This is a genomic window from Pantoea sp. UBA7232, from assembly GCF_002473195.1.
Lineage (GTDB): Bacteria > Pseudomonadota > Gammaproteobacteria > Enterobacterales > Enterobacteriaceae > Pantoea > Pantoea eucrina.
In genome coordinates this window covers 103,305-122,279 of the sequence record NZ_DKTK01000003.1, presented here as the reverse complement: position 1 = coordinate 122,279, position 18,975 = coordinate 103,305, and the positions used below count along the sequence as shown (strand labels likewise).

Sequence of the window (18,975 nt, the reverse complement as noted above, 5' to 3'; positions counted from 1 at the left end):
TTAGCCCGTCCGCGTGCGGGAATGCCGCTGAAACTGCCAGAAGCCAGGCGGGCGGAACCCCTCCGGTGCCGCGCGCTGCTTAGCGCAAAGCTCCCGGCGCATCACTTATCCAGGCCCACCCACCGAGTGACGCCGCACCAGCGTCGGACTGAACATATTGGTGACTTCAGGCAGCTCGCTGCCGTGCGCCAGCGCCAGCGCCAGCTGTGCCGCCTGCTGCGCCATAGTGACAATAGGGTAGCGCACGGTAGTAAGGCGCGGACGCACGTAACGTGACACCAGCACATCATCAAACCCGATCAGTGACATCTCCTCTGGTACGCGGATGCCGTTATCACTTAGCACCGCCAGCGCGCCAGCAGCCATCGAGTCGTTATAGCAGGCGACGGCCGTCAGAGACTTGCCGCGGCCCAGCAGCTCCGTCATCGCCTGCTCACCGCCTGTTTCATCAGGCTCACCCCAGGCCACCAGGCGGTCGTTACAGGGCAGGCCGTGTTCCCGCAGCGCATCGTAATAGCCCTGCAGGCGATCCTCTGCATCAGAAATGGTGTGCGTGGAGCAGATAAAAGCGATGTGCGTATGGCCCTGCTGAATAAGATGCCGGGTGGCGAGCCAGGCGCCATAGCGATCGTCAAGCGCAATACAGCGTGACTCAAAGCCCGGGATCAGCCGGTTCAGCAGCACCATACCCGGCACCTGACGCATCAGCATCTCCAGATCGTCTGCCGGGATTTTCTTGGCATGCACCACCAGCGCCGCGCAGCGATGGCGCATCAGCTGCTCAATCGCCTGCCGCTCTTTTTGTTCATTATGGTAACCGTTACCAATCAGCAGAAAGTTGCCGGTCTCGCCTGCCACTTCATCCACCGCTTTTACCATCGCGCCAAAAAAAGGGTCGGATACATCACCCACCACCAGCCCCAGCGTTTCAGTAGATTGCTGTGCCAGCGCGCGCGCATTGGCGTTAGGGTGATACTGCAGCTGCTCCATCGCCTGGGTTACCGCGAGGCGTGAACCTTCGCTGGCTTTGGGAGAGTTATTGATAACACGGGAAACGGTCGCAACCGACACCCCGGCCATACGGGCAACATCCTTTATGGTAGCCATGCAATTATCGACATCCAGGGAAAACGTTTACACATCGCATCAGTGTTACGGAAAAGCCCCTGGGCCGCAAGCGATCAGAATGCCAGCGTTGTCGCAAAAGCGCGGAAAATCAGCCGCTCACAGGCAGGCTTCTGGCGGAGTGCAGCCTCATGCTATGCTGCCGCGCATTCTCTGTTTATCTGCCGGACACTCTCATGAAAACACGCGTGCCGCACCTGGCGCACTGGGGCGCTTTTACCGCCGTGACGGAAGATGGTCGCCTGACAGGCTGCGAACCTTTCTTTGCCGATACCGATCCTTCACCGATGATCCACACTATCCCCGAGCTGGTTTACTCCGACAGGCGTATCCGCCAGCCAATGGTGCGCCGCTCGTGGCTGAAATCGCGCGAGAACAGCGATCGCACCCTGCGCGGGCGTGAAGACTTTGTGCCGGTCAGCTGGGATACCGCGCTCGATCTGGTCGCAGAAGAGAACCGCCGCGTACGCGAGCGCTACGGGGCAGCCGGCATCTTTACCGGCTCTTACGGCTGGTCCTCGGCCGGACGGGTGAACCATGCGCGGACGCTGGTGCGGCGTTTCTATTTTCAGGGCGGCGGCGGGGTCGATCAGCAGGGCAACTACAGCTGGGGCGCCGCCCAGTTCTTCCTGCCCTATGTGATTGGCACTTACATGCCGCTGACCGGGCGCGTAACCGACTGGCCGCAGGTGGTGGAGCATGCGGAGATTTTTGTCGCCTTTGGTGGCCTGGCGCTGAAAAATGCGCAGGTCGCGTCCGGCGGAGCGGGGCAGCACAGCCTGAAGCCGGCGCTGGAGCAGCTGCGCGCCAGGGGCACTCCGGTAATCAACATCAGCCCGCAGCGCGATGACTGTCCGGCGTGGCTAAACGCCGAATGGATCCCGATTCGCCCCAATACCGATGTCGCGCTGATGCTGGCGCTGGGCTATGAGATCCTGCGCAACGGCGCCACTGACGACACCTTCCTCGCTACGCACTGCACCGGCTGGCCGCAGCTGCGCGCTTACCTGCTGGGCGAAAGCGACGGCGTGGCAAAAACTGCAGCCTGGGCGAGCGCCATTACCGCTATTCCGGCCGCACGTATCGCACAGCTGGCACAGCAGCTGGCGGGCAGGCGCAGCTTTATGACCAGCGCTTACTCCGTGCAGCGCGCCCACCGCGGTGAGCAGCCCTACTGGATGATGATTGCGCTCTCCTGCATGCTGGGTCAGCCGGGCCTGCCGGGCGCAGGCTTCTCATTCGGGCATGGCTCAATGAACAGCGTAGGCAATCCGCGTCAGGAGGGACCGGCGCCGATGATGAGCACCGGGCCTAATCCGGCCAATCTGGCGATTCCGGTAGCGCGCATCAGCGACATGCTGCTGCAGCCAGGCGAACCTTACGACTTCTGCGGTGAGACGCTGCACTATCCTGATATCCATCTGGTGCACTGGGCGGGCGGTAATCCGTTTCATCATCACCAGCAGCTTAACCGGCTGGTCGCCGGCTGGCAGCGACCCGATACGGTGATTGTGCAGGATATTGTCTGGACGCCTGCGGCGCAGATGGCGGACATTGTGCTGCCGGTGACAACCACGCTGGAGCGCAACGATATTGGCGGATCGTCGCGCGATCGCTTTGTGCTGGCGATGCACCAGGCAGTCAGGCCACAGCATCAGGCACGCAACGACTTCGATATTTTGCTGACATCGCCGATCGCCTCGGTTATCGCGACCGCTTCACGGAAGGGCGCAACGAGATGCAGTGGATTGAGCATCTTTATCAGCAGTGCGCACAGGCACATGCGCGGCGCGGTATCGCTTTCCCGGCCTTCAGTGAGTTCTGGGAGCGCGGGTTTGTGGAGATCCCCGAGGGCGGAAAACCCTATATCTTTATGGAGGAGTTTCGCGCCGATCCGCAGGCGCATCCCATCGCCACCGCCAGCGGCAAAATTGAGCTCTTTTGCCAGACCATTGCGGACTATCAGCTGGATGACTTCGCGGGTCATCCCACCTGGTGTGAGCCGCAGGAGTGGCTGGGTGCGCCGCTGAGCAGCGACTATCCGCTGCATATGATCTCAGTGCAGCCTGCCGACCGGCTGCACAGCCAGCTGGATGCAACCCCTGCCGTTCAGGCCAATAAAACTGCCGGACATGAGACGCTGTCGATGCATCCGCAGGATGCCGCGCAGCGCGGCATTGCCGACGGGGAGGTGGTTGAGGTAAGCAATGCGCGCGGCCGTATGCTGGCCGGCGTGCGCCTGACCGACGGCGTCGCGCCGGGCGTACTGATTATCGCGACCGGTGCATGGTTCGATCCCGGCTTTGGCGGCACGTGGCAGCCGTGGGATCGCGCCGGCAACCCGAACGTACTGACGCTGGATATCGGGACCTCTTCCCTGACGCAGGGACCGAACGCCATGAGCTGCCTGGTCGAAGTCAGAAAACATCACGGTTGCACAAACCACTAACAATCTCACCGCTGGTTACATTTTGCGGGCAACTGTTGCGTTTAAGCAGGTGCAGGGCTGTCAGCTGGCTTGCTACAGTCAGGGTCCCAGAGGTATTGATGGGTGAACATCAAAACGTTTTCTTGATTACACCAACCTGCGCAGATGCGCAGGTTTTTTTTGTCCGTCATCTCTGCAAATAACTGAAACACAGTTTTCCTGTCAACTTGCCAGGCCTTTCTTTATAACAGCCGATAACCAGTCTGGATAACGACTCTCACCGCAGCGGAATGCTATGCCTCCGATTAAAAAATTTCTGGGTAAAGACCAGATTAAAGCCCCGTTTAACCCGTTTCGTTTTCGTCTGATCTGTCTGGGCGTGCTGACCTGTATGGGACTGCTGCTCGCCCGCGTCGGCGATCTGCAGCTGATCAACCATCCGATGCTGGAGCATGAAGCGGATCAGCGCTCGCTGCGCACCGTTACGCTGCCCACGAATCGCGGCACGCTGCTGGATCGCGATGGCCAGGCGCTGGCGCTGAGCGTACCGTCGCGCGACATCATCGCCGATCCTAAACGGGTGCTGGAGGCGAATCCCGACTTCAGCAGCGCAAAGTGGGGCTATCTGGCGGCGGCGCTCAGCATGCGGCCGGAAGATCTGCAGGCGCAGATTACAGCTAACCCGAAAAAGCGGTTTCTCTATCTGGGACGTAAGATTGAGCTGGGGATCGCCAAAGATATCGCCGAACTGCACCTGAAAGGGATCAGCTCGGTCTATAACGACAGCCGGTTTTATCCGATGAGTGAAGCGGCTGCGCCGCTGATTGGCATTGTGGGAGCTGACAGCAACGGGCTTAACGGGCTGGAGAAAGGGTTTGATCGGGTGCTGCAGGGCGAGCCAGGCAAAGAGGTCTATCGCCAGGATGGCGAGGGCAATATCATTTCGATGATCGATTATGAGCCGCCGAAGCAACCGCCCACGGTGCAGCTCAGCATCGACAAGTTTGATCAGTTTACCCTCTACAGCAGGCTGCGCGACGGCGTGCTGCTGAACAAAGCGGACTCCGGCGCCGCGGTGCTGGTGAAGATCGATACCGGTGAAATTCTGGCAATGGCATCGTATCCCTCATTCAACCCGAATAATTTTGACAAGGCGACACCCGCCCAGATGCGTAACGTCGCTATCAATGACAGCTTTGAACCCGGCTCAACGGTCAAACCGCTGGTGGTGATGGAGGGCCTGGAGCGCCATCTGGTGAGGCCTGACTCGGTGATTGATACCACCCCCTACAGCGTCAATGGCCATCTTATCCGCGACGTCGGCCACTGGCCGCGTCTCACCATGACCGGCATTTTGCAAAAATCGAGTGATATCGGCGTATCGCATATTGCGCTGGCGATGCCGGCGGAAGCGCTGGTCAACACCTATCAGGCATTTGGTCTCGGCAAGCCTACCGGACTGGGATTAACTGGCGAGAGCGTGGGCTACTTTCCGCTGCATCGCGAGCGCTGGGCGGACATTGAACGTGCAACCTTCTCCTTTGGTTACGGCCTGCGCGTGACGCCGCTGCAGATTGCGCGCGAATATGCCACGCTGGGCTCGTTTGGCGTTTATCGTCCGCTGTCGATAACCAAAGTCACGCCACCGGTGCTGGGCAAACAGGTAGCCAATCCGCAGATTGTACAGACCGTGGTGCATATGCTGGAGAGTGACGTGCTGCCGGGCGGCACCGGTATCAAGGCTGCGGTACCAGGTTATCGCCTGGCGACCAAAACCGGTACCGCAGAGAAGATGGGCAGCAGCGGCAAATATGATGGCGGTTACGTGAACTATACCGCCGGGATCGCGCCAGCCAGCCACCCGGAGGTGGCGCTGGTAGTGATGATCAACCATCCGACCGCGGGCGATCACTTCGGCGGCTCGGTGGCCGCGCCCATCTTCGGCAATATTATGGGACCGGTGCTGAAGCACATGAACATTGCGCCGGATGCGCTTTACAGCAAGCCACCGTCAGATAAATCCTAGCTAAATCAAAATGTAACCATCAGGCTGCGCTGTTCATACCTGGTTGCATTTCGCTGAATACGGTTGCGTTTAGCCGCTGTTATTTCGCAGGGTGCTGCGCGACGATAGCGATCCCAGAGGTATGATTGGTGTGAAGATCGGCTGCTGCGGCAGCGATACCTGCACTGCAGGTATAACCCTGTTCGGTTGCACCGACCCACGCAGACGCGTGGGTTTTTTTTATCTTTTTTTCCTGCGGCCCCGCGTCGCTGTTTGTCAGGGACTCCGCTTTAATTCTGCTCTGTACTTGTCGCCGCCCGGCAAATCCTGCAAGGTAATTACCATTTTTGACCTTGCTAAGGAGCTGGCATGCTATTTACCCTTTTGCGCACTCTCTGTCGCCTGCTATGGCGCGTGGAGCTGCGCGGCGATCTTACGGCGCTGCATAAAGAGAAAGTGCTGATCGCGCCTAATCATATGTCCTTTCTGGATGGCGTGCTGGTTGCGCTGTTTTTACCGATCAGGCCGGTATTTGCGGTCTATTCTGCTATCAGCACCCGCTGGTATATGCGCCTGCTGAAGCCGATTATCGACTTTGTCCCGCTCGATCCCACTAAGCCGATGTCAATCAAACATCTGGTTCGCATGATTAATACCGGCCGCCCGGTGGTGATTTTTCCGGAAGGTCGTATCACCGTGACCGGGTCGCTGATGAAGATCTACAGCGGTGCCGGCTTTGTGGCGGCGAAATCGGGCGCGACGGTGGTGCCGATGCGCATTGAGGGAGCGGAGTACACGCCGTTTGGCCGTCTTGGCGGGGTGTTTAAGCGCCGCCTGTTTCCCCGGATTACGCTGAGCGTGCTGCCAGCGACCCATATTCCGATGCCGGAGGCGAAACGCGCCCGCGACCGGCGCGTGCTGGCAGGTGAACACCTGCACCATATTATGATGGAAGCGCGCATGGCGGTGCGCCCGCGCGAAACGCTCTACGAAGCTTTTCTCAGCGCGCGTACCCGCTACGGACTGACCAAAGCCTGTATTGAAGATGTAAATTTTCAGCCGGACAGCTACACCGGCCTGCTGAAAAAGGCGCTCGGGGTGGGACGTATTCTTGAGCGCTATAGCCAGCAGGGAGAATATATTGGTCTGCTGCTGCCTAATGCTACCGTGACCGCTGCAGCGATCCTCGGTGCATCCATGCGCGGGCGCGTTCCGGCCATGCTGAACTATACGGCTGGCGTCAGCGGCATGCGTGCCGCGCTGACCGCCTCGCAGGTAAAAACCGTGTTTACCTCACGCCAGTTTCTGGAAAAAGGCAACCTGTGGCATCTGCCGCAGGGGCTGACTGAAGTCGAATGGATTTACCTCGAAGATCTTAAAGAGACGGTAACGCTGCAGGATAAGCTGTGGATCCTCGGCCATCTGCTGCTGCCGCGCCGGGCACAGCTGGCGCAGCAGCCGGAAGAGGCGGCGATGGTGCTGTTTACTTCTGGTTCGGAAGGCCATCCTAAAGGGGTGGTGCATTCTCATAAGAGCCTGCTGGCTAACGTCGAGCAGATCCGCACCGTGGCCGACTTTACGCCGCGCGATCGCTTTATGTCAGCGCTGCCGCTGTTTCACGCCTTCGGCCTGACGGTGGGGCTCTTCACGCCGCTGCTCACCGGGGCGCAGGTTTTCCTCTATCCCAGTCCGCTCCACTATCGCATCGTGCCGGAGCTGGTTTATGACCGCAACTGCACCGTTCTGTTCGGTACGTCAACGTTTCTGGGTAACTACGCGCGCTTCGCCAGCCCCTATGATTTTGCCCGTTTGCGCTACGTGGTAGCCGGTGCGGAGAAGCTGCAGGAAGGCACGCGCCAGCTCTATATGGAGAAATACGGTATTCGTATTCTTGAGGGCTATGGCGTCACCGAGTGCGCGCCGGTTGTGGCGATCAACGTGCCGATGGCTGCCCGCACGCATACCGTTGGCCGTCTGCTGCCCGGCATGGATTCCCGTCTGATTTCAGTGCCGGGCATTGAGCAGGGTGGCCGGCTGCAGCTGCGCGGCCCGAATATCATGAATGGTTATCTGCGTGTTGACGCGCCCGGCGTGCTGGAACCGCCCGTGGCGGACAACGGCGAAGGTGTAATGGAGGCGGGCTGGTATGATACCGGTGATATTGTCAGTTTCGATGAGGGCGGTTTTTGTCAGATTCAGGGCCGGGCGAAGCGCTTTGCCAAGATAGCCGGTGAGATGGTGTCGCTGGAGAGCGTTGAACAGATTGCGCTGAAAGCCTCCGGTGAAAAACAGCATGCCGCCTCGCTGCGTCCGGACGGTAATCGCGGCGAAGCGCTGGTGCTGTTTACCACCGACAGCGAGCTGACGCGCGAGCAGCTGCTGCAGGCGGCGCGTGAAACCGGTGCGCCAGAGCTGGCGGTGCCGCGCGATATCCGCGTCATGAAACAGCTGCCGATGCTCGGCAGCGGTAAGCCAGACTACGTCAGCCTGAAGCAGCTGGCTGAAGAGGAGAGAGCATGAGCCAGCATGGGGAGGCCCGCGCTCCGCTGCTGTCGCGCGGTATGATTGCCGTGATCGTGGCGCAGTTTTTTTCCGCTTTTGGTGATAACGCGCTGCTGTTTGCCACGCTGGCAGTGCTGAAAAATCAGTTCTACCCCGACTGGAGCCAGCCGGTCCTGCAGATGCTGTTTGTCGCCACCTATATTCTGCTGGCGCCGTTTGTCGGGCAGATGGCCGACAGCTTCGCCAAAGGACGGGTGATGATGCTGGCGAATAGCCTGAAGCTGCTGGGGGCGCTGACCATCTGCTTCGGCTTCAATCCGTTTCTCGGCTATACGCTGGTGGGCATCGGCGCGGCCGCTTACTCGCCAGCGAAGTATGGCATTCTGACGGAAATCACCAGCGGTGAACGTCTGGTGAAAGCCAACGGGCTGATGGAGGCATCGACCATCGCGGCCATTCTGCTCGGTTCGGTAGCGGGCGGGATACTGGCGGACTGGCATCTGCTGATGGCGCTGGCCGCCTGTGCGCTGACCTACGCGCTGGCGGTCGTCGCCAATCTCTTCATTCCCCGCCTCAGTGCGGCGCGTCTCGGTCAGAGCTGGCATGCGCTCAGGATGCTGCGCAGCTTCAGCGGTGCAGCACGCCAGCTGTGGCATAACGGCGAGACGCGTTTTTCCCTGCTGGGTACCAGTCTGTTCTGGGGAGCAGGGGTCACGCTGCGTTTCCTGCTGGTGCTCTGGGTGCCGGTGGCCTTAGGCATTACCGATAACAAAACGCCCACCATGCTCAACGCCATGGTAGCGATAGGAATTGTACTGGGCGCGGCGGCGGCGGCTAAGCTGGTGACGCTGCAGACGGTGCGGCGCTGTATGCCGGCAGGGGTGCTGATAGGAGTGATGGTGGTGCTGTTTTCGCTGCAAACCACGCTGCTGAACGCTTATCTCCTGCTGATGGCGATCGGCGCCCTGGGCGGTTTTTTTGTGGTGCCGCTCAACGCACTGCTGCAGGAGCGCGGTAAGGCGAGCGTGGGTTCAGGTAATGCAATTGCCGTGCAGAACCTCGGCGAGAATAGCGCCATGCTGCTGATGCTGGGTCTCTATACCCTGGCGATTAAGCTCGGTGCCCCGGCGATTGCCACCGGCACAGGCTTTGGCATAGCATTTGCCGCCGCAATCGCGCTGCTGTGGTGGAAATCGCGTCCCGTATCCCCGTAGGGGCCGCATTTATGCGGCCCTGGTGCATTCAAAGGGCGTCATTAATGACGCCCCTGCGAATTCCCATCGCATGATTCAACATTCCCGTAGGGGTCGTATTCATGCGGCCCTGGTGCATTCAAAGGGCGTCATTAATGACGCCCCTGCGAATTCCCATCGCATGATTCAACATTCCCGTAGGGGTCGCATTTATGCGGCCCTGGTGCATTCAAAGGGCGTCATTAATGACGCCCCTGCGAATTCCCATCGCATGATTCAAAATTCCCGTAGGGGGTCGTATTCATGCGGCCCTGGTGCATTCAAAGGGCGTCATTAATGATGCCCCTGGGAATTCCCATCGCATGATTCAACATTCCCGTAGGGGTCGCATTTATGCGACCCTGGCGTATGTATCGATGCACCTGCGTTTATACGATTTCACCGCAATCAAAAAGGGCGTCATTAATGACGCCCTTGCGTTAATCTCCGCCGTATTCATATAACCCTGAAAAATTACGGTGCGGGATAGGTATACTGCCGGTGGATGGTTTCCAGCGCTTCCAGCACATCGGCGTTCAGCGTCAGATTAAAACTCTCCACATTCGTTTTCAGCTGCTCCAGCGTGGTCGCGCCCAGCAGGGTACTGGCAACGAACGGCTGCTGGCGCACATAGGCGAGGGCCATTTGCGATGGATCCAGATTATGCTGCTTTGCCAGGTCGACATAGGCGGCGATCGCCTGTTGCGACTGCTCACTGCTGTAACGGGTAAAGCGGCTGAACAGCGTGTTGCGGGCGCCAGCGGGCTTCGCGCCATTCAGGTACTTGCCGCTCAGAGTACCAAATGCGAGGCTTGAGTAAGCCAGCAGCTCCACGCCTTCATGCTGACTAATCTCGGCCAGCCCAACCTCAAAGCTGCGGTTCAGCAGACTGTAAGGGTTCTGAATCGTCACAATCCGCGGCAGCTCATGTTTTTCAGCCAGCTGCAGATAGCGCATTACGCCCCAGGCAGTCTCATTCGAAACGCCAATGTAGCGGATCTTACCGGCGCGCACCTGTTCGGTCAGCGCTTCCAGCGTCTCCAGCAGGGTCACGGTCGCGGTACTTTCGCTGTACTCGTAGCCGAGCTTGCCAAAGTAGTTAGTCTGGCGCTGCGGCCAGTGCAGCTGATAAAGATCGAGGTAGTCGGTATTCAGACGCTTCAGGCTGGCATCCAGCGCTTCGCGAATGTTTTTGCGATCGAGCGCCTGATGCGGGCGGATCAGCGCGTCGCTGCCGCGAACCGGCCCGGCGACTTTGCTGGCGAGGATCACTTTATCGCGGCTGCCGCGCTTTTTCAGCCAGCTGCCAATGTATTGTTCAGTTAATCCCTGGGTTTCAGGACGCGGCGGAACCGGGTACATCTCTGCGGTATCGATCAGATTGATGCCCTGGCTCACAGCGTAATCGAGTTGTTCGTGGGCGTCGGCTTCGCTGTTTTGCTCACCAAACGTCATCGTGCCTAGCCCCAGTTGACTGACTTCCAGCGTACTATGGGGGATACGGTGATAATGCATTGCCGGCTTCCTTTTTTCATTATGAAACGGAATGTTCTGTCCTTTCGGACTATAGCCTGTCTGACACAGAGGAAGGAAGAGGGGAAACTCCGGGAAATCGCCTGCACGGAGGAAAACGCCGTGCAGGCCGGGTAATCTGGCACTTAACGTTCAATGATGGTGGAAACTTCATCACCGTTGATCTGCATAACGTGACCCTGCCGATCGGTGTACTCAACCAGGCCGGTCTCTTTATCGATCGAGGGCTTGCCCTCGGTCATAATCATCTGGCCATCTTTTGTTGCCATCACATAGTCACTACTGCAACCGCTCAGCACTGACGCTGCCAGCAGTAAACCTGCTACACCCGCTAACCCTTTCATTATCCGCTCCCTGAGCTGCTCCAACTGCAAAAGTGTAGTAATAAATGCTTTTACCTGACGAAGTAATCGCATGATTCTTAAAAAAGCGAGAGATAGCGTGCATTAGCTTGACAAGCAGGCACGTTTCCTGCTGGTTGCTCAGCACCTGAAGAGTGTAACGTTAGCTGGCGGACGCTGGCAAAACCAGACGTCGGAAAATGTGCGGTATAAGAGAGCGTGTAGTGAATTACAGTAAAAAATGGCGCGCCAGCAGCGCAGCCGTAAAGTGCTTTTTAAGATAGAAGCCGCGCGGCAGCGTCATAATGCGTTCACCATGCTCACCTACGGCTTCCGTCAGCGCCCGGTTGTTGGCTGCTTTGGGACGGATTTGCAGCCAGGCGCCGTGGCGGGCGGTAATACGCTCGACCTGCCCCAGCACAATCATATCCATCAGCTCCTCCCAGTCGGCGCGCAGCTGCTGCTCCTCTTCTGCGTCTGGCTGCCAGAGCAGGGGCGTACCCACCCGACGCTCAGCCAGTGGGATCGTGCGCTCGCCCTCAACCGGGATCCACAATACCCGCGCCAGCTTATGGCGCACATGGCTTGACGCCCAGGTCACGCCGCTGTTACCCGTCAGCGGCGCCACACAGACAAAGGTGGTCTCCAGTGGCCTGCCCTGAGCATCAACCGGAATGGTTTTAAGCTCGATACCCAAATGCGCAAAATCCTGCTCCGCTTTACTGCCGGCGCTGGCACCCAGGTGCAGCTCCAGCAGCATGCCGACCCAGCCTTTATCGCGTTTAAGATTATCAGGTACCGGCAGGTTAAGCCGGGCTGCCAGGGTTTCCAGCCGCTCTCCGGCCAGCTGATGCGCACGCTGCAGCAACTCTTCTTCACTTATCGGGGAACCGGGCAAAGGATCGTGAAATGTCATGATCAATATCTGAGTTGGTTAAAAAATAATCAGTTTGCGGGCGGGCAGGTTGTCCACATCGCCTCTTTCTGAACGGGCGTCATAATAGCATGATTCACACTGCTTTTTTGAATGACTGCAGCAGCAGGTACGGTTCAGAGAGACAGTTTATCCCGATTTGTCCGCCACAATAAACAGGATATCAGTGTAAGTTATCCACAGATAAATGGGATAAGCCCGTCCTGAGCCGATCCCTGTTTCTATTTACAGGGCCTGCTGAACCGCAATGCGCGATTTTTTTGCATCATCTGACCAGGTTTAGGGCATTCCTTGTGGATAAAAACAACGGCGGTTGTTTTTTAATCACACGTCTCTCTTTGTCTGACCCGCGCTAAAAAAAACCTTTCGGACTGACACCATTTTTTTAATTAAGTTATTAATTATAATCATATATTTATCAGGATAAGAATCCTCTGTTTTGCGCTGGCGTTAAACTGTCTGCAGTTAATTACCGCGTTCTGCACAAAGCTATCCACAGAAAAAGTGCATAAGATCGCACAACAGGCAGGGTAACTGTTTATAAGTTAAGTCATCTCTGTGGGTTAACTCTTTTTTATTCTGCGGAGGTCCGGCTTATCCAGTGGTTTACCGCCTGTAAGGAGTGTGAAACAATCAGACCATTCAAATTAAGCTTTGAGGTAGTCCAGTGATCGATGATGATGGCTACCGCCCGAATGTTGGTATCGTAATCTGCAACAGGCAGGGGCAAGTGTTATGGGCCAGGCGCTTTGGACAGCACTCCTGGCAGTTTCCTCAGGGAGGCATCAATCCGGGTGAAACCGCAGAGCAGGCGATGTATCGCGAACTGTTCGAAGAAGTGGGTTTACACCGCAAAGATGTTCGAATACTTGCTTCAACCCGTAACTGGTTACGTTACAAGTTGCCTAAACGTTTGGTGCGTTGGGATACAAAGCCGGTCTGTATCGGCCAGAAACAGAAGTGGTTTCTTCTGCAGTTGATGTGTAATGACGCGGATATCAATGTGCAACACAGCAGCACACCCGAGTTTGATGGCTGGCGCTGGGTGAGCTTCTGGTATCCGGTACGTCAGGTGGTCTCCTTCAAGCGCGATGTTTACCGGCGCGTCATGAAAGAGTTTGCTGGCGTGGTAATGTCGATGCAGGAGAGTGTGGGGCAGCGCAATAACCCTGTTGCCCACCGTCGTAAAAGAGGATAGGCCACGCCCCTTATGCTCACTCAGTTGCGCGAAATAGTAGAAAAAGTGGCGGGTGCACCGCGTCTGAATGAAGCACTCGACATTCTGGTTAACGAAATCTGCCTGGCGATGGAGACCGAGGTCTGCTCGGTTTACCTCGCCGATCACGATCGACACTGCTACTACCTGATGGCGACCCGCGGTCTGAAAAAACCGCGCGGCCGTACGATCGCACTGGCGTTTGATGAAGGCATTGTCGGCCTGGTTGGCCGGCTTGCTGAACCCATTAACCTGGCCGATGCGCAGAGTCACCCCAGCTTTAAATATATTCCTGCCGTAAAAGAAGAGCGTTATCGCTCTTTCCTTGGTGTACCTATTATCAGTCGTCGCCAGCTACTGGGCGTGCTGGTGGTGCAGCAGCGCGAACACCGTCAGTTTGATGAGAGTGAAGAGTCATTTCTGGTGACGCTCGCCACGCAAATGGCGGGGCTGCTCTCACAGTCACAGCTCGGCCAGCTATTTGGCCAGTTCCGGCAAACCCGTGTTAAAGCGATTGCCGCCTCTCCGGGCGTGGCGGTGGCGATCGGCTGGGTGGATGAAACACAGCCGCTGCTGGATCAGGTTTCTGCCGCATCAACCCTTGATCCCCAGCGCGAGCGCGAGCGGCTGGTGGTGGCGATGGGGGAAGCGGGCAATGAATTCCGCCGTTTCAGTAAACGCTTTGCGGCCGGCGTGCAGAAAGAGAGCGCGGCAATCTTCGATCTCTACTCGCATCTGCTGACCGATGCGCGGCTGAAAAAAGATCTGTTTGCGGAGATCGAGCGCGGATCGGTGGCTGAGTGGGCGGTAAAAACCGTGATCGAAAAGTTTGCGGCGCAGTTTGCCAGCCTGCAGGATCACTATCTGCGCGAACGGGCTGGCGATCTGCGGGTGCTGGGGCAGCGGCTGCTGTTTCATCTTGATGATACGCTGGTGGGAACCAACGCCTGGCCGGAGCGCTTTGTGCTGGTGGCCGATGAGCTGACGGCCACGACGCTGGCCGAGCTGCCGCATGAGCGGCTGGCAGGCGTGGTCGTGCGCGACGGCGCCGCTAACTCACATGCGGCGATCCTGACGCGGGCGATGGGGATCCCGACCGTGATGGGTGCCGATATCCTGCCGGTGCAGCTCAACAAGCGGCAGCTGATCGTTGATGGCTATCGCGGGGAAGTCCTGATCGATCCTGAGCCGGTGCTGGTACAGGAGTATCAGCGTTTGATCAGCGAAGAGAACGCGCTGAGCAAAATGGCGGAAGGCGTGGTGGATCAGCCCGGTGAGTTGAAAAGCGGGGAGCGGGTGCAGGTCATGCTCAATGCCGGTCTTAGCCCGGAGCATGAGCAGGCGCTGGACAGCTGGGTCGATGGCATCGGCCTTTATCGTACTGAGATCCCGTTTATGCTGCAAAGCGGCTTCCCGTCAGAAGAGGAGCAGGTGGCGCAGTACCAGGGCATGCTGCAGCTGTTTTACGATAAGCCGGTCACGCTGCGCACGCTGGACGTCGGCGCGGACAAACAGCTGCCCTATATGCCAATCAGCGAAGAGAATCCGTGTCTTGGCTGGCGCGGTATTCGCCTGACGCTCGATCAGCCGGAGATCTTCCTGGTCCAGGTGCGGGCCATGCTGCGCGCTAACGTCGCCTCCGGAAACCTCAATATTCTGCTGCCGATGATCAGCCATATTGATGAGATCGATGACGCGCGCCGGCTGATCGATCGCGCCGGACGTGAAGTGGAGGAGGTACTGGGCTATCCCATTCCCCGGCCGCGTATCGGCGTTATGATCGAAGTGCCCTCAATGCTGTTTATGATCCCGCATCTGGCCAGCCGCGTTGATTTTATCTCGGTCGGCACCAACGATCTGACGCAGTATCTGCTGGCGGTGGATCGCAACAACACCCGGGTCGCAAACCTCTACGATCCGCTGCATCCCGCCATGCTGCGCGCGCTGCATACCATTGCGCGTGAAGCCCGGGAAGCCAAACTTGAGCTCTGCCTGTGTGGTGAAATGGCGGGCGATCCCATGTGTGTCGCGCTGCTGGTCGGGCTTGGCTATCATCATCTCAGCATGAACGGCAAAAATATTCCGCGGGTGAAGTACCTGTTGCGACATCTGGATCGGGAGGAAGTACAGAAGCTAAGCCAGCAGGGCATTGCAGCGCATACCGCTTCGGAAGTGCGTCATCTGGTTGCGGCATTTATGGAGCGTCGCGGTCTGGGTGGACTGATTCGCGGCGGTCGTTAACGGTTTACATTTCTGCGGAAACTGTGAAAAGCGGCTGTGCTATGATGCGCAGCCTTTTATTGTCTGGCCCTTTAGCCACGCCCGCGTTGGGCAGAAAAATCGATGGTGAATAATGAATAACGGCTACATTTCATTTCCCCAATTCGATCCGGTGATCTTCTCAATCGGACCGATTTCGCTTCACTGGTACGGCCTGATGTATCTGGTGGGCTTTGTTTTTGCCATGTGGCTTGCGGTGCGCCGCGCCAACAAGCCCGGTAGCGGCTGGACGAAAGACGAAGTGGAAAACCTGCTTTATGCCGGATTCCTCGGCGTCTTTCTCGGTGGTCGTATCGGCTATGTGCTGTTTTACAATCTGCCGCTGTTTCTGGAAAACCCGCTCTACCTGTTCAAGGTCTGGGATGGCGGCATGTCCTTCCACGGTGGCCTTATCGGCGTGATTGTGGTCATGCTGATTTTTGCCCGTCGCACGAAACGTACCTTCTTCCAGGTGTCTGACTTCATTGCGCCGCTGATCCCGTTTGGTCTTGGCGCGGGTCGCCTCGGTAACTTTATCAATGGCGAACTGTGGGGCCGCGTGGCGCCCGATTTTAAATTCGCGATGCTCTTTCCGGGATCGCGCAGTGAAGATCTCGCGCTAGCGGTGAATAACCCGCAGTATCAGCAGCTGCTGAATACCTATGGCGTACTGCCCCGTCACGCCTCCCAGCTCTATGAGCTGTGTCTGGAAGGCGTAGTGCTGTTTCTTATTCTCAACCTGTTTATTCGCAAACCGCGTCCAATGGGCAGTGTCTCCGGACTGTTCCTGATTGGTTACGGCGCGTTTCGCATTATTGTCGAGTTTTTCCGTCAGCCGGATGCGCAGCTGGGGCTGTTTGAAGGCGGTATCAGCATGGGGCAGATCCTCTCTGTGCCGATGATTCTGGCGGGCATTATCATGATGGTCTGGGCGTATCGTCGTCGTCCGCAGCAACAAACCCGAGAGGTAAAATGAAACAGTATCTGGAACTGATGCAGCATGTGCTGAATGAAGGCGCAGAAAAGGCCGACCGTACCGGTACCGGCACGCTTTCCATTTTTGGCCACCAGATGCGTTTCAATCTGCAGGAAGGCTTCCCGCTGGTCACCACCAAAAAAGTGCACCTGCGCTCTATCATTCACGAGCTGCTGTGGTTCCTGAAAGGGGAAACCAACATTCAGTATCTGAAAGAGAACAAGGTCACCATCTGGGATGAGTGGGCGGATGAAAACGGAGATTTAGGTCCGGTCTACGGCAAGCAGTGGCGCAGCTGGGGCAGCGCCTCTGGCGCAGAGATCGATCAGATAAGCAGAGTCATTGAGCAGCTGAAACGCGATCCGGACTCACGCCGCATTATTGTCTCAGCCTGGAACGTGGGCGAGCTGGATCAGATGGCGCTGGCTCCGTGCCACGCCTTTTTCCAGTTCTACGTCGCGAACGGCAAACTCTCCTGCCAGCTCTATCAGCGTTCGTGCGATATCTTCCTCGGCCTGCCGTTTAATATCGCCAGCTATGCGCTGCTGGTGCATATGGTCGCGCAGCAGTGCGATCTGGAAGTGGGTGATTTTGTCTGGACCGGTGGCGATACCCACCTTTACAGCAACCATCTGGAGCAGGCTTGCCTGCAGCTGACGCGCGAACCACGTCCGCTGCCGAAGCTGGTGATTAAGCGTAAGCCAGCCTCAATTTTCGACTATCAGTTCGAGGATTTTGAGGTAGAAGGCTACGATCCCCATCCTGCCATCAAGGCCCCTGTGGCAGTCTGATCTGCTCCCGAACGCCCCTGAGCCCTGCCGCTGTGCAGGGCTTTTTTTTGCCTGTCCGGCCACGCTTTTCTGACGCTGCCGCACAAAAAAATGGTTCTCTCTGTAGCGGATGAAGCACGTCTGTGAGCCCCTCCTGACCGCACAACTGTCACGCTTGTAGCGCTGCTGCGCTGACGGCAGAGTGACGTCATGAACAGAGATAATCATCACGGATTTACCCTGCCGGAACTGCTGATCGTCATGCTCATCACAGGCGTACTGAGCGGCGGGGTGATACAGGGGTGGCAGCGCTGGCAGCAGCAGCAGCAGCTGCGCGAAAGTGTGCTGCAGCTGCAGGCGTTTTTGCTGCAGCTGCGTGCGCATGCGGGCTGGCATAATCGCGAGCTAAAGCTCTGGCTGCAGCCGGGTCAGGGGGGCTGTCTCGGTACCGGCCCCGTACCGCCTGCAGGCTGCACGACGCCCTCGCGCTGGTGGTTCACGCCACCGTATGCAGGCATACACCTCAGCGCACTGACGGGCGAACCCGGTTTTTACGGGCGCAGAGACGTAGCGCGCGCCGGTAGCGTGGAAATAACGAGCGCTGCCGGGCGCTGGCGCGCAATCATCTCTGCCCGCGCGCGTGTTCGTCTCTGCCAGCCGGAAGCAGCGACGTGCGGGTAGCTCAGGCCGGGTTCAGCCTGCTGGAAACGCTGATTGCGCTGGCGATAAGCGCCATGCTGATGCTTAGCCTGGGGCGTTTTCTGCCGCTGCTGCTGGAACAGAATCTGCGGCTGCAGCAGCGGGTACAGCTGCAGCAGGAGCTGGAGCAGATAGCCGGCATGCTGGAAAAAGCGCTGCGCCGGGCGGGCTACTGCCGGGGAACCTGCAGCGGTGCGCCACTGACGCTGGCAAACAGCGGCAGCTGTGTGCTGCTGCGCTGGGATGAGAACAGCAACGGTCGCTGGGAGGGAGCGGGGCATAGCGACAGTGATTACTACGGCTATCGTCTGCGTAGCGGGCAGCTGGAGATGCAGCGCGGCGTTGAGGCGTGTCATGGTAGCGGCTGGGAGCGCATCACCGATCCCGCATTTATGCTGCTGGAACGGTTTCAGGTCAGCCGTCAGCAGCGCTACCTGCGGCTGGAGCTGGCGGCACGTGCAGGTCAGCAGCAGGTCACGCTGGTACGCGTTATCGAAGGCATCAATCTGTGAACCAGCGGGGCAACAGTACGCTCGGCATGGTCATGATGCTGCTGCTGCTGGGAGGCGTAACGCTGCATGCGACCCGCCAGCAGCTGAGCCGCAGCATGGTGCTGGTTGCCGATACGCAGCACTACTTTCAGCATCACAGCCAGGCGCAGGCGGCGCTACGCTGGGGAGTGCAGCAGCAGTGGTCGCCGGCTGAAGGCTGGCAGTGTCAGCAGTGGACAACCGCGCAGTGGCAGAGCTGTCTGCTGCGCAGGGAGGAAGGGCATGGCTTGTTATCCGCGCGCCAGGCAGGCAGCGCACTCTGGCTCTACCGCTGGGTTGAACTTCGTGGAACGCGCGTGCTGGCCTTGCCGCACGGCTGGATTGACTTCTGCCCGCTGGCCGCGCCGGAGGCGTGTCCGGGAGAGGCAGTTACAGCGGGGATTTAGCCTCGCCGAGGCGCTGGT

General features: G+C 58.2%; 14 protein-coding genes and 1 pseudogene. 11 read left to right on the top strand and 4 right to left on the bottom strand.

The features are described from left to right. Positions 1–105: 105 nt before the first annotated feature. Complete coding sequence (gene galR / locus B4056_RS01200; protein WP_039379986.1) at positions 106–1,107, bottom strand: HTH-type transcriptional regulator GalR; 1,002 nt, start codon at positions 1,105–1,107, stop codon at positions 106–108. Positions 1,108–1,301: 194 nt separating this feature from the next. Between galR and B4056_RS01195 the strand changes: the two are divergent. The 4 genes and pseudogenes from B4056_RS01195 to lplT all read left to right on the top strand — a co-directional run bounded on the left by B4056_RS01195 (position 1,302) and on the right by lplT (position 9,274). After that, a pseudogene (locus tag B4056_RS01195) lies at positions 1,302–3,574 on the top strand (molybdopterin guanine dinucleotide-containing S/N-oxide reductase). Between the two features lie 274 nt (positions 3,575–3,848). Next, positions 3,849–5,579, top strand: a complete 1,731-nt coding sequence (locus tag B4056_RS01190) for a penicillin-binding transpeptidase domain-containing protein (RefSeq protein WP_039379981.1) — start codon at positions 3,849–3,851, stop codon at positions 5,577–5,579. Between the two features lie 348 nt (positions 5,580–5,927). Next, positions 5,928–8,078, top strand: a complete 2,151-nt coding sequence (gene aas / locus B4056_RS01185) for a bifunctional acyl-ACP--phospholipid O-acyltransferase/long-chain-fatty-acid--ACP ligase (protein WP_094111703.1) — start codon at positions 5,928–5,930, stop codon at positions 8,076–8,078. Continuing rightward, positions 8,075–9,274 carry a lysophospholipid transporter LplT gene (gene lplT / locus B4056_RS01180; protein WP_288653533.1) on the top strand — a complete coding sequence of 400 codons (1,200 nt, stop codon included), beginning with the start codon at positions 8,075–8,077 and terminating at the stop codon, positions 9,272–9,274. Before aas ends, lplT begins: the two co-directional genes overlap by 4 nt. Positions 9,275–9,766: 492 nt before the next feature. Here the strand turns inward: lplT and B4056_RS01175 are convergent, their stop codons facing one another. The 3 genes from B4056_RS01175 to mutH all read right to left on the bottom strand — a co-directional run bounded on the left by B4056_RS01175 (position 9,767) and on the right by mutH (position 12,082). Then, positions 9,767–10,807, bottom strand: coding sequence for an NADP(H)-dependent aldo-keto reductase (locus B4056_RS01175; RefSeq protein ID WP_039379975.1), 1,041 nt, complete (start codon positions 10,805–10,807; stop codon positions 9,767–9,769). A 143-nt stretch (positions 10,808–10,950) separates the two neighbouring features. Next, positions 10,951–11,169, bottom strand: a complete 219-nt coding sequence (locus tag B4056_RS01170; RefSeq protein ID WP_039379973.1) for a YgdI/YgdR family lipoprotein — start codon at positions 11,167–11,169, stop codon at positions 10,951–10,953. A 226-nt stretch (positions 11,170–11,395) separates the two neighbouring features. Then, entirely contained in the window at positions 11,396–12,082 is a 687-nt protein-coding gene (mutH, locus tag B4056_RS01165) for a DNA mismatch repair endonuclease MutH (protein WP_039379971.1), read from the bottom strand. A gap of 685 nt (positions 12,083–12,767) precedes the next feature. On the opposite strand from mutH, the gene rppH reads away from it, so the two are divergent. The 7 genes from rppH (at position 12,768) to B4056_RS01130 (ending at position 18,957) form a co-directional block, all read left to right on the top strand. Beyond that, positions 12,768–13,298: an RNA pyrophosphohydrolase gene (gene rppH / locus B4056_RS01160; RefSeq protein ID WP_039379969.1), complete on the top strand. Its 531-nt coding sequence runs from the start codon at positions 12,768–12,770 to the stop codon at positions 13,296–13,298. 12 nt (positions 13,299–13,310) lie between these two features. Beyond that, a complete protein-coding gene (gene ptsP, locus B4056_RS01155; RefSeq protein ID WP_039379967.1) occupies positions 13,311–15,557 on the top strand; it encodes a phosphoenolpyruvate--protein phosphotransferase in 2,247 nt (748 codons plus the stop codon). 112 nt (positions 15,558–15,669) lie between these two features. Further along, entirely contained in the window at positions 15,670–16,551 is an 882-nt protein-coding gene (lgt, locus tag B4056_RS01150) for a prolipoprotein diacylglyceryl transferase (RefSeq protein ID WP_039379964.1), read from the top strand. Further along, positions 16,548–17,342 (top strand): thymidylate synthase, encoded by a 795-nt coding sequence (gene thyA, locus B4056_RS01145; protein WP_039379962.1) that lies wholly within the window; start codon positions 16,548–16,550, stop codon positions 17,340–17,342. The genes lgt and thyA overlap by 4 nt, the downstream gene beginning before the upstream one ends. 189 nt (positions 17,343–17,531) lie before the next feature. Beyond that, a complete protein-coding gene (locus tag B4056_RS01140) occupies positions 17,532–18,002 on the top strand; it encodes a prepilin-type N-terminal cleavage/methylation domain-containing protein (protein WP_094111700.1) in 471 nt (156 codons plus the stop codon). Further along, complete coding sequence (locus B4056_RS01135; RefSeq protein WP_039379955.1) at positions 17,993–18,532, top strand: prepilin peptidase-dependent protein; 540 nt, start codon at positions 17,993–17,995, stop codon at positions 18,530–18,532. The genes B4056_RS01140 and B4056_RS01135 overlap by 10 nt, the downstream gene beginning before the upstream one ends. After that, positions 18,529–18,957 (top strand): DUF2509 family protein, encoded by a 429-nt coding sequence (locus tag B4056_RS01130; protein WP_094111699.1) that lies wholly within the window; start codon positions 18,529–18,531, stop codon positions 18,955–18,957. Before B4056_RS01135 ends, B4056_RS01130 begins: the two co-directional genes overlap by 4 nt. The last annotated feature ends 18 nt before the right edge of the window (positions 18,958–18,975 follow it).

What these genes read in the sequence shown, in the direction of transcription:
- galR (WP_039379986.1), bottom strand. Translation starts at nt 1,107, where the DNA reads ATGGCTACCATAAAGGATGTTGCCCGTATGGCCGGGGTGTCGGTTGCG.
- lgt (WP_039379964.1), top strand. Translation starts at nt 15,670, where the DNA reads ATGAATAACGGCTACATTTCATTTCCCCAATTCGATCCGGTGATCTTC.
- B4056_RS01140 (WP_094111700.1), top strand. Translation starts at nt 17,532, where the DNA reads ATGAACAGAGATAATCATCACGGATTTACCCTGCCGGAACTGCTGATC.
- B4056_RS01175 (WP_039379975.1), bottom strand. Translation starts at nt 10,807, where the DNA reads ATGCATTATCACCGTATCCCCCATAGTACGCTGGAAGTCAGTCAACTG.
- thyA (WP_039379962.1), top strand. Translation starts at nt 16,548, where the DNA reads ATGAAACAGTATCTGGAACTGATGCAGCATGTGCTGAATGAAGGCGCA.
- ptsP (WP_039379967.1), top strand. Translation starts at nt 13,311, where the DNA reads ATGCTCACTCAGTTGCGCGAAATAGTAGAAAAAGTGGCGGGTGCACCG.
- aas (WP_094111703.1), top strand. Translation starts at nt 5,928, where the DNA reads ATGCTATTTACCCTTTTGCGCACTCTCTGTCGCCTGCTATGGCGCGTG.
- mutH (WP_039379971.1), bottom strand. Translation starts at nt 12,082, where the DNA reads ATGACATTTCACGATCCTTTGCCCGGTTCCCCGATAAGTGAAGAAGAG.
- lplT (WP_288653533.1), top strand. Translation starts at nt 8,075, where the DNA reads ATGAGCCAGCATGGGGAGGCCCGCGCTCCGCTGCTGTCGCGCGGTATG.
- B4056_RS01190 (WP_039379981.1), top strand. Translation starts at nt 3,849, where the DNA reads ATGCCTCCGATTAAAAAATTTCTGGGTAAAGACCAGATTAAAGCCCCG.
- B4056_RS01170 (WP_039379973.1), bottom strand. Translation starts at nt 11,169, where the DNA reads ATGAAAGGGTTAGCGGGTGTAGCAGGTTTACTGCTGGCAGCGTCAGTG.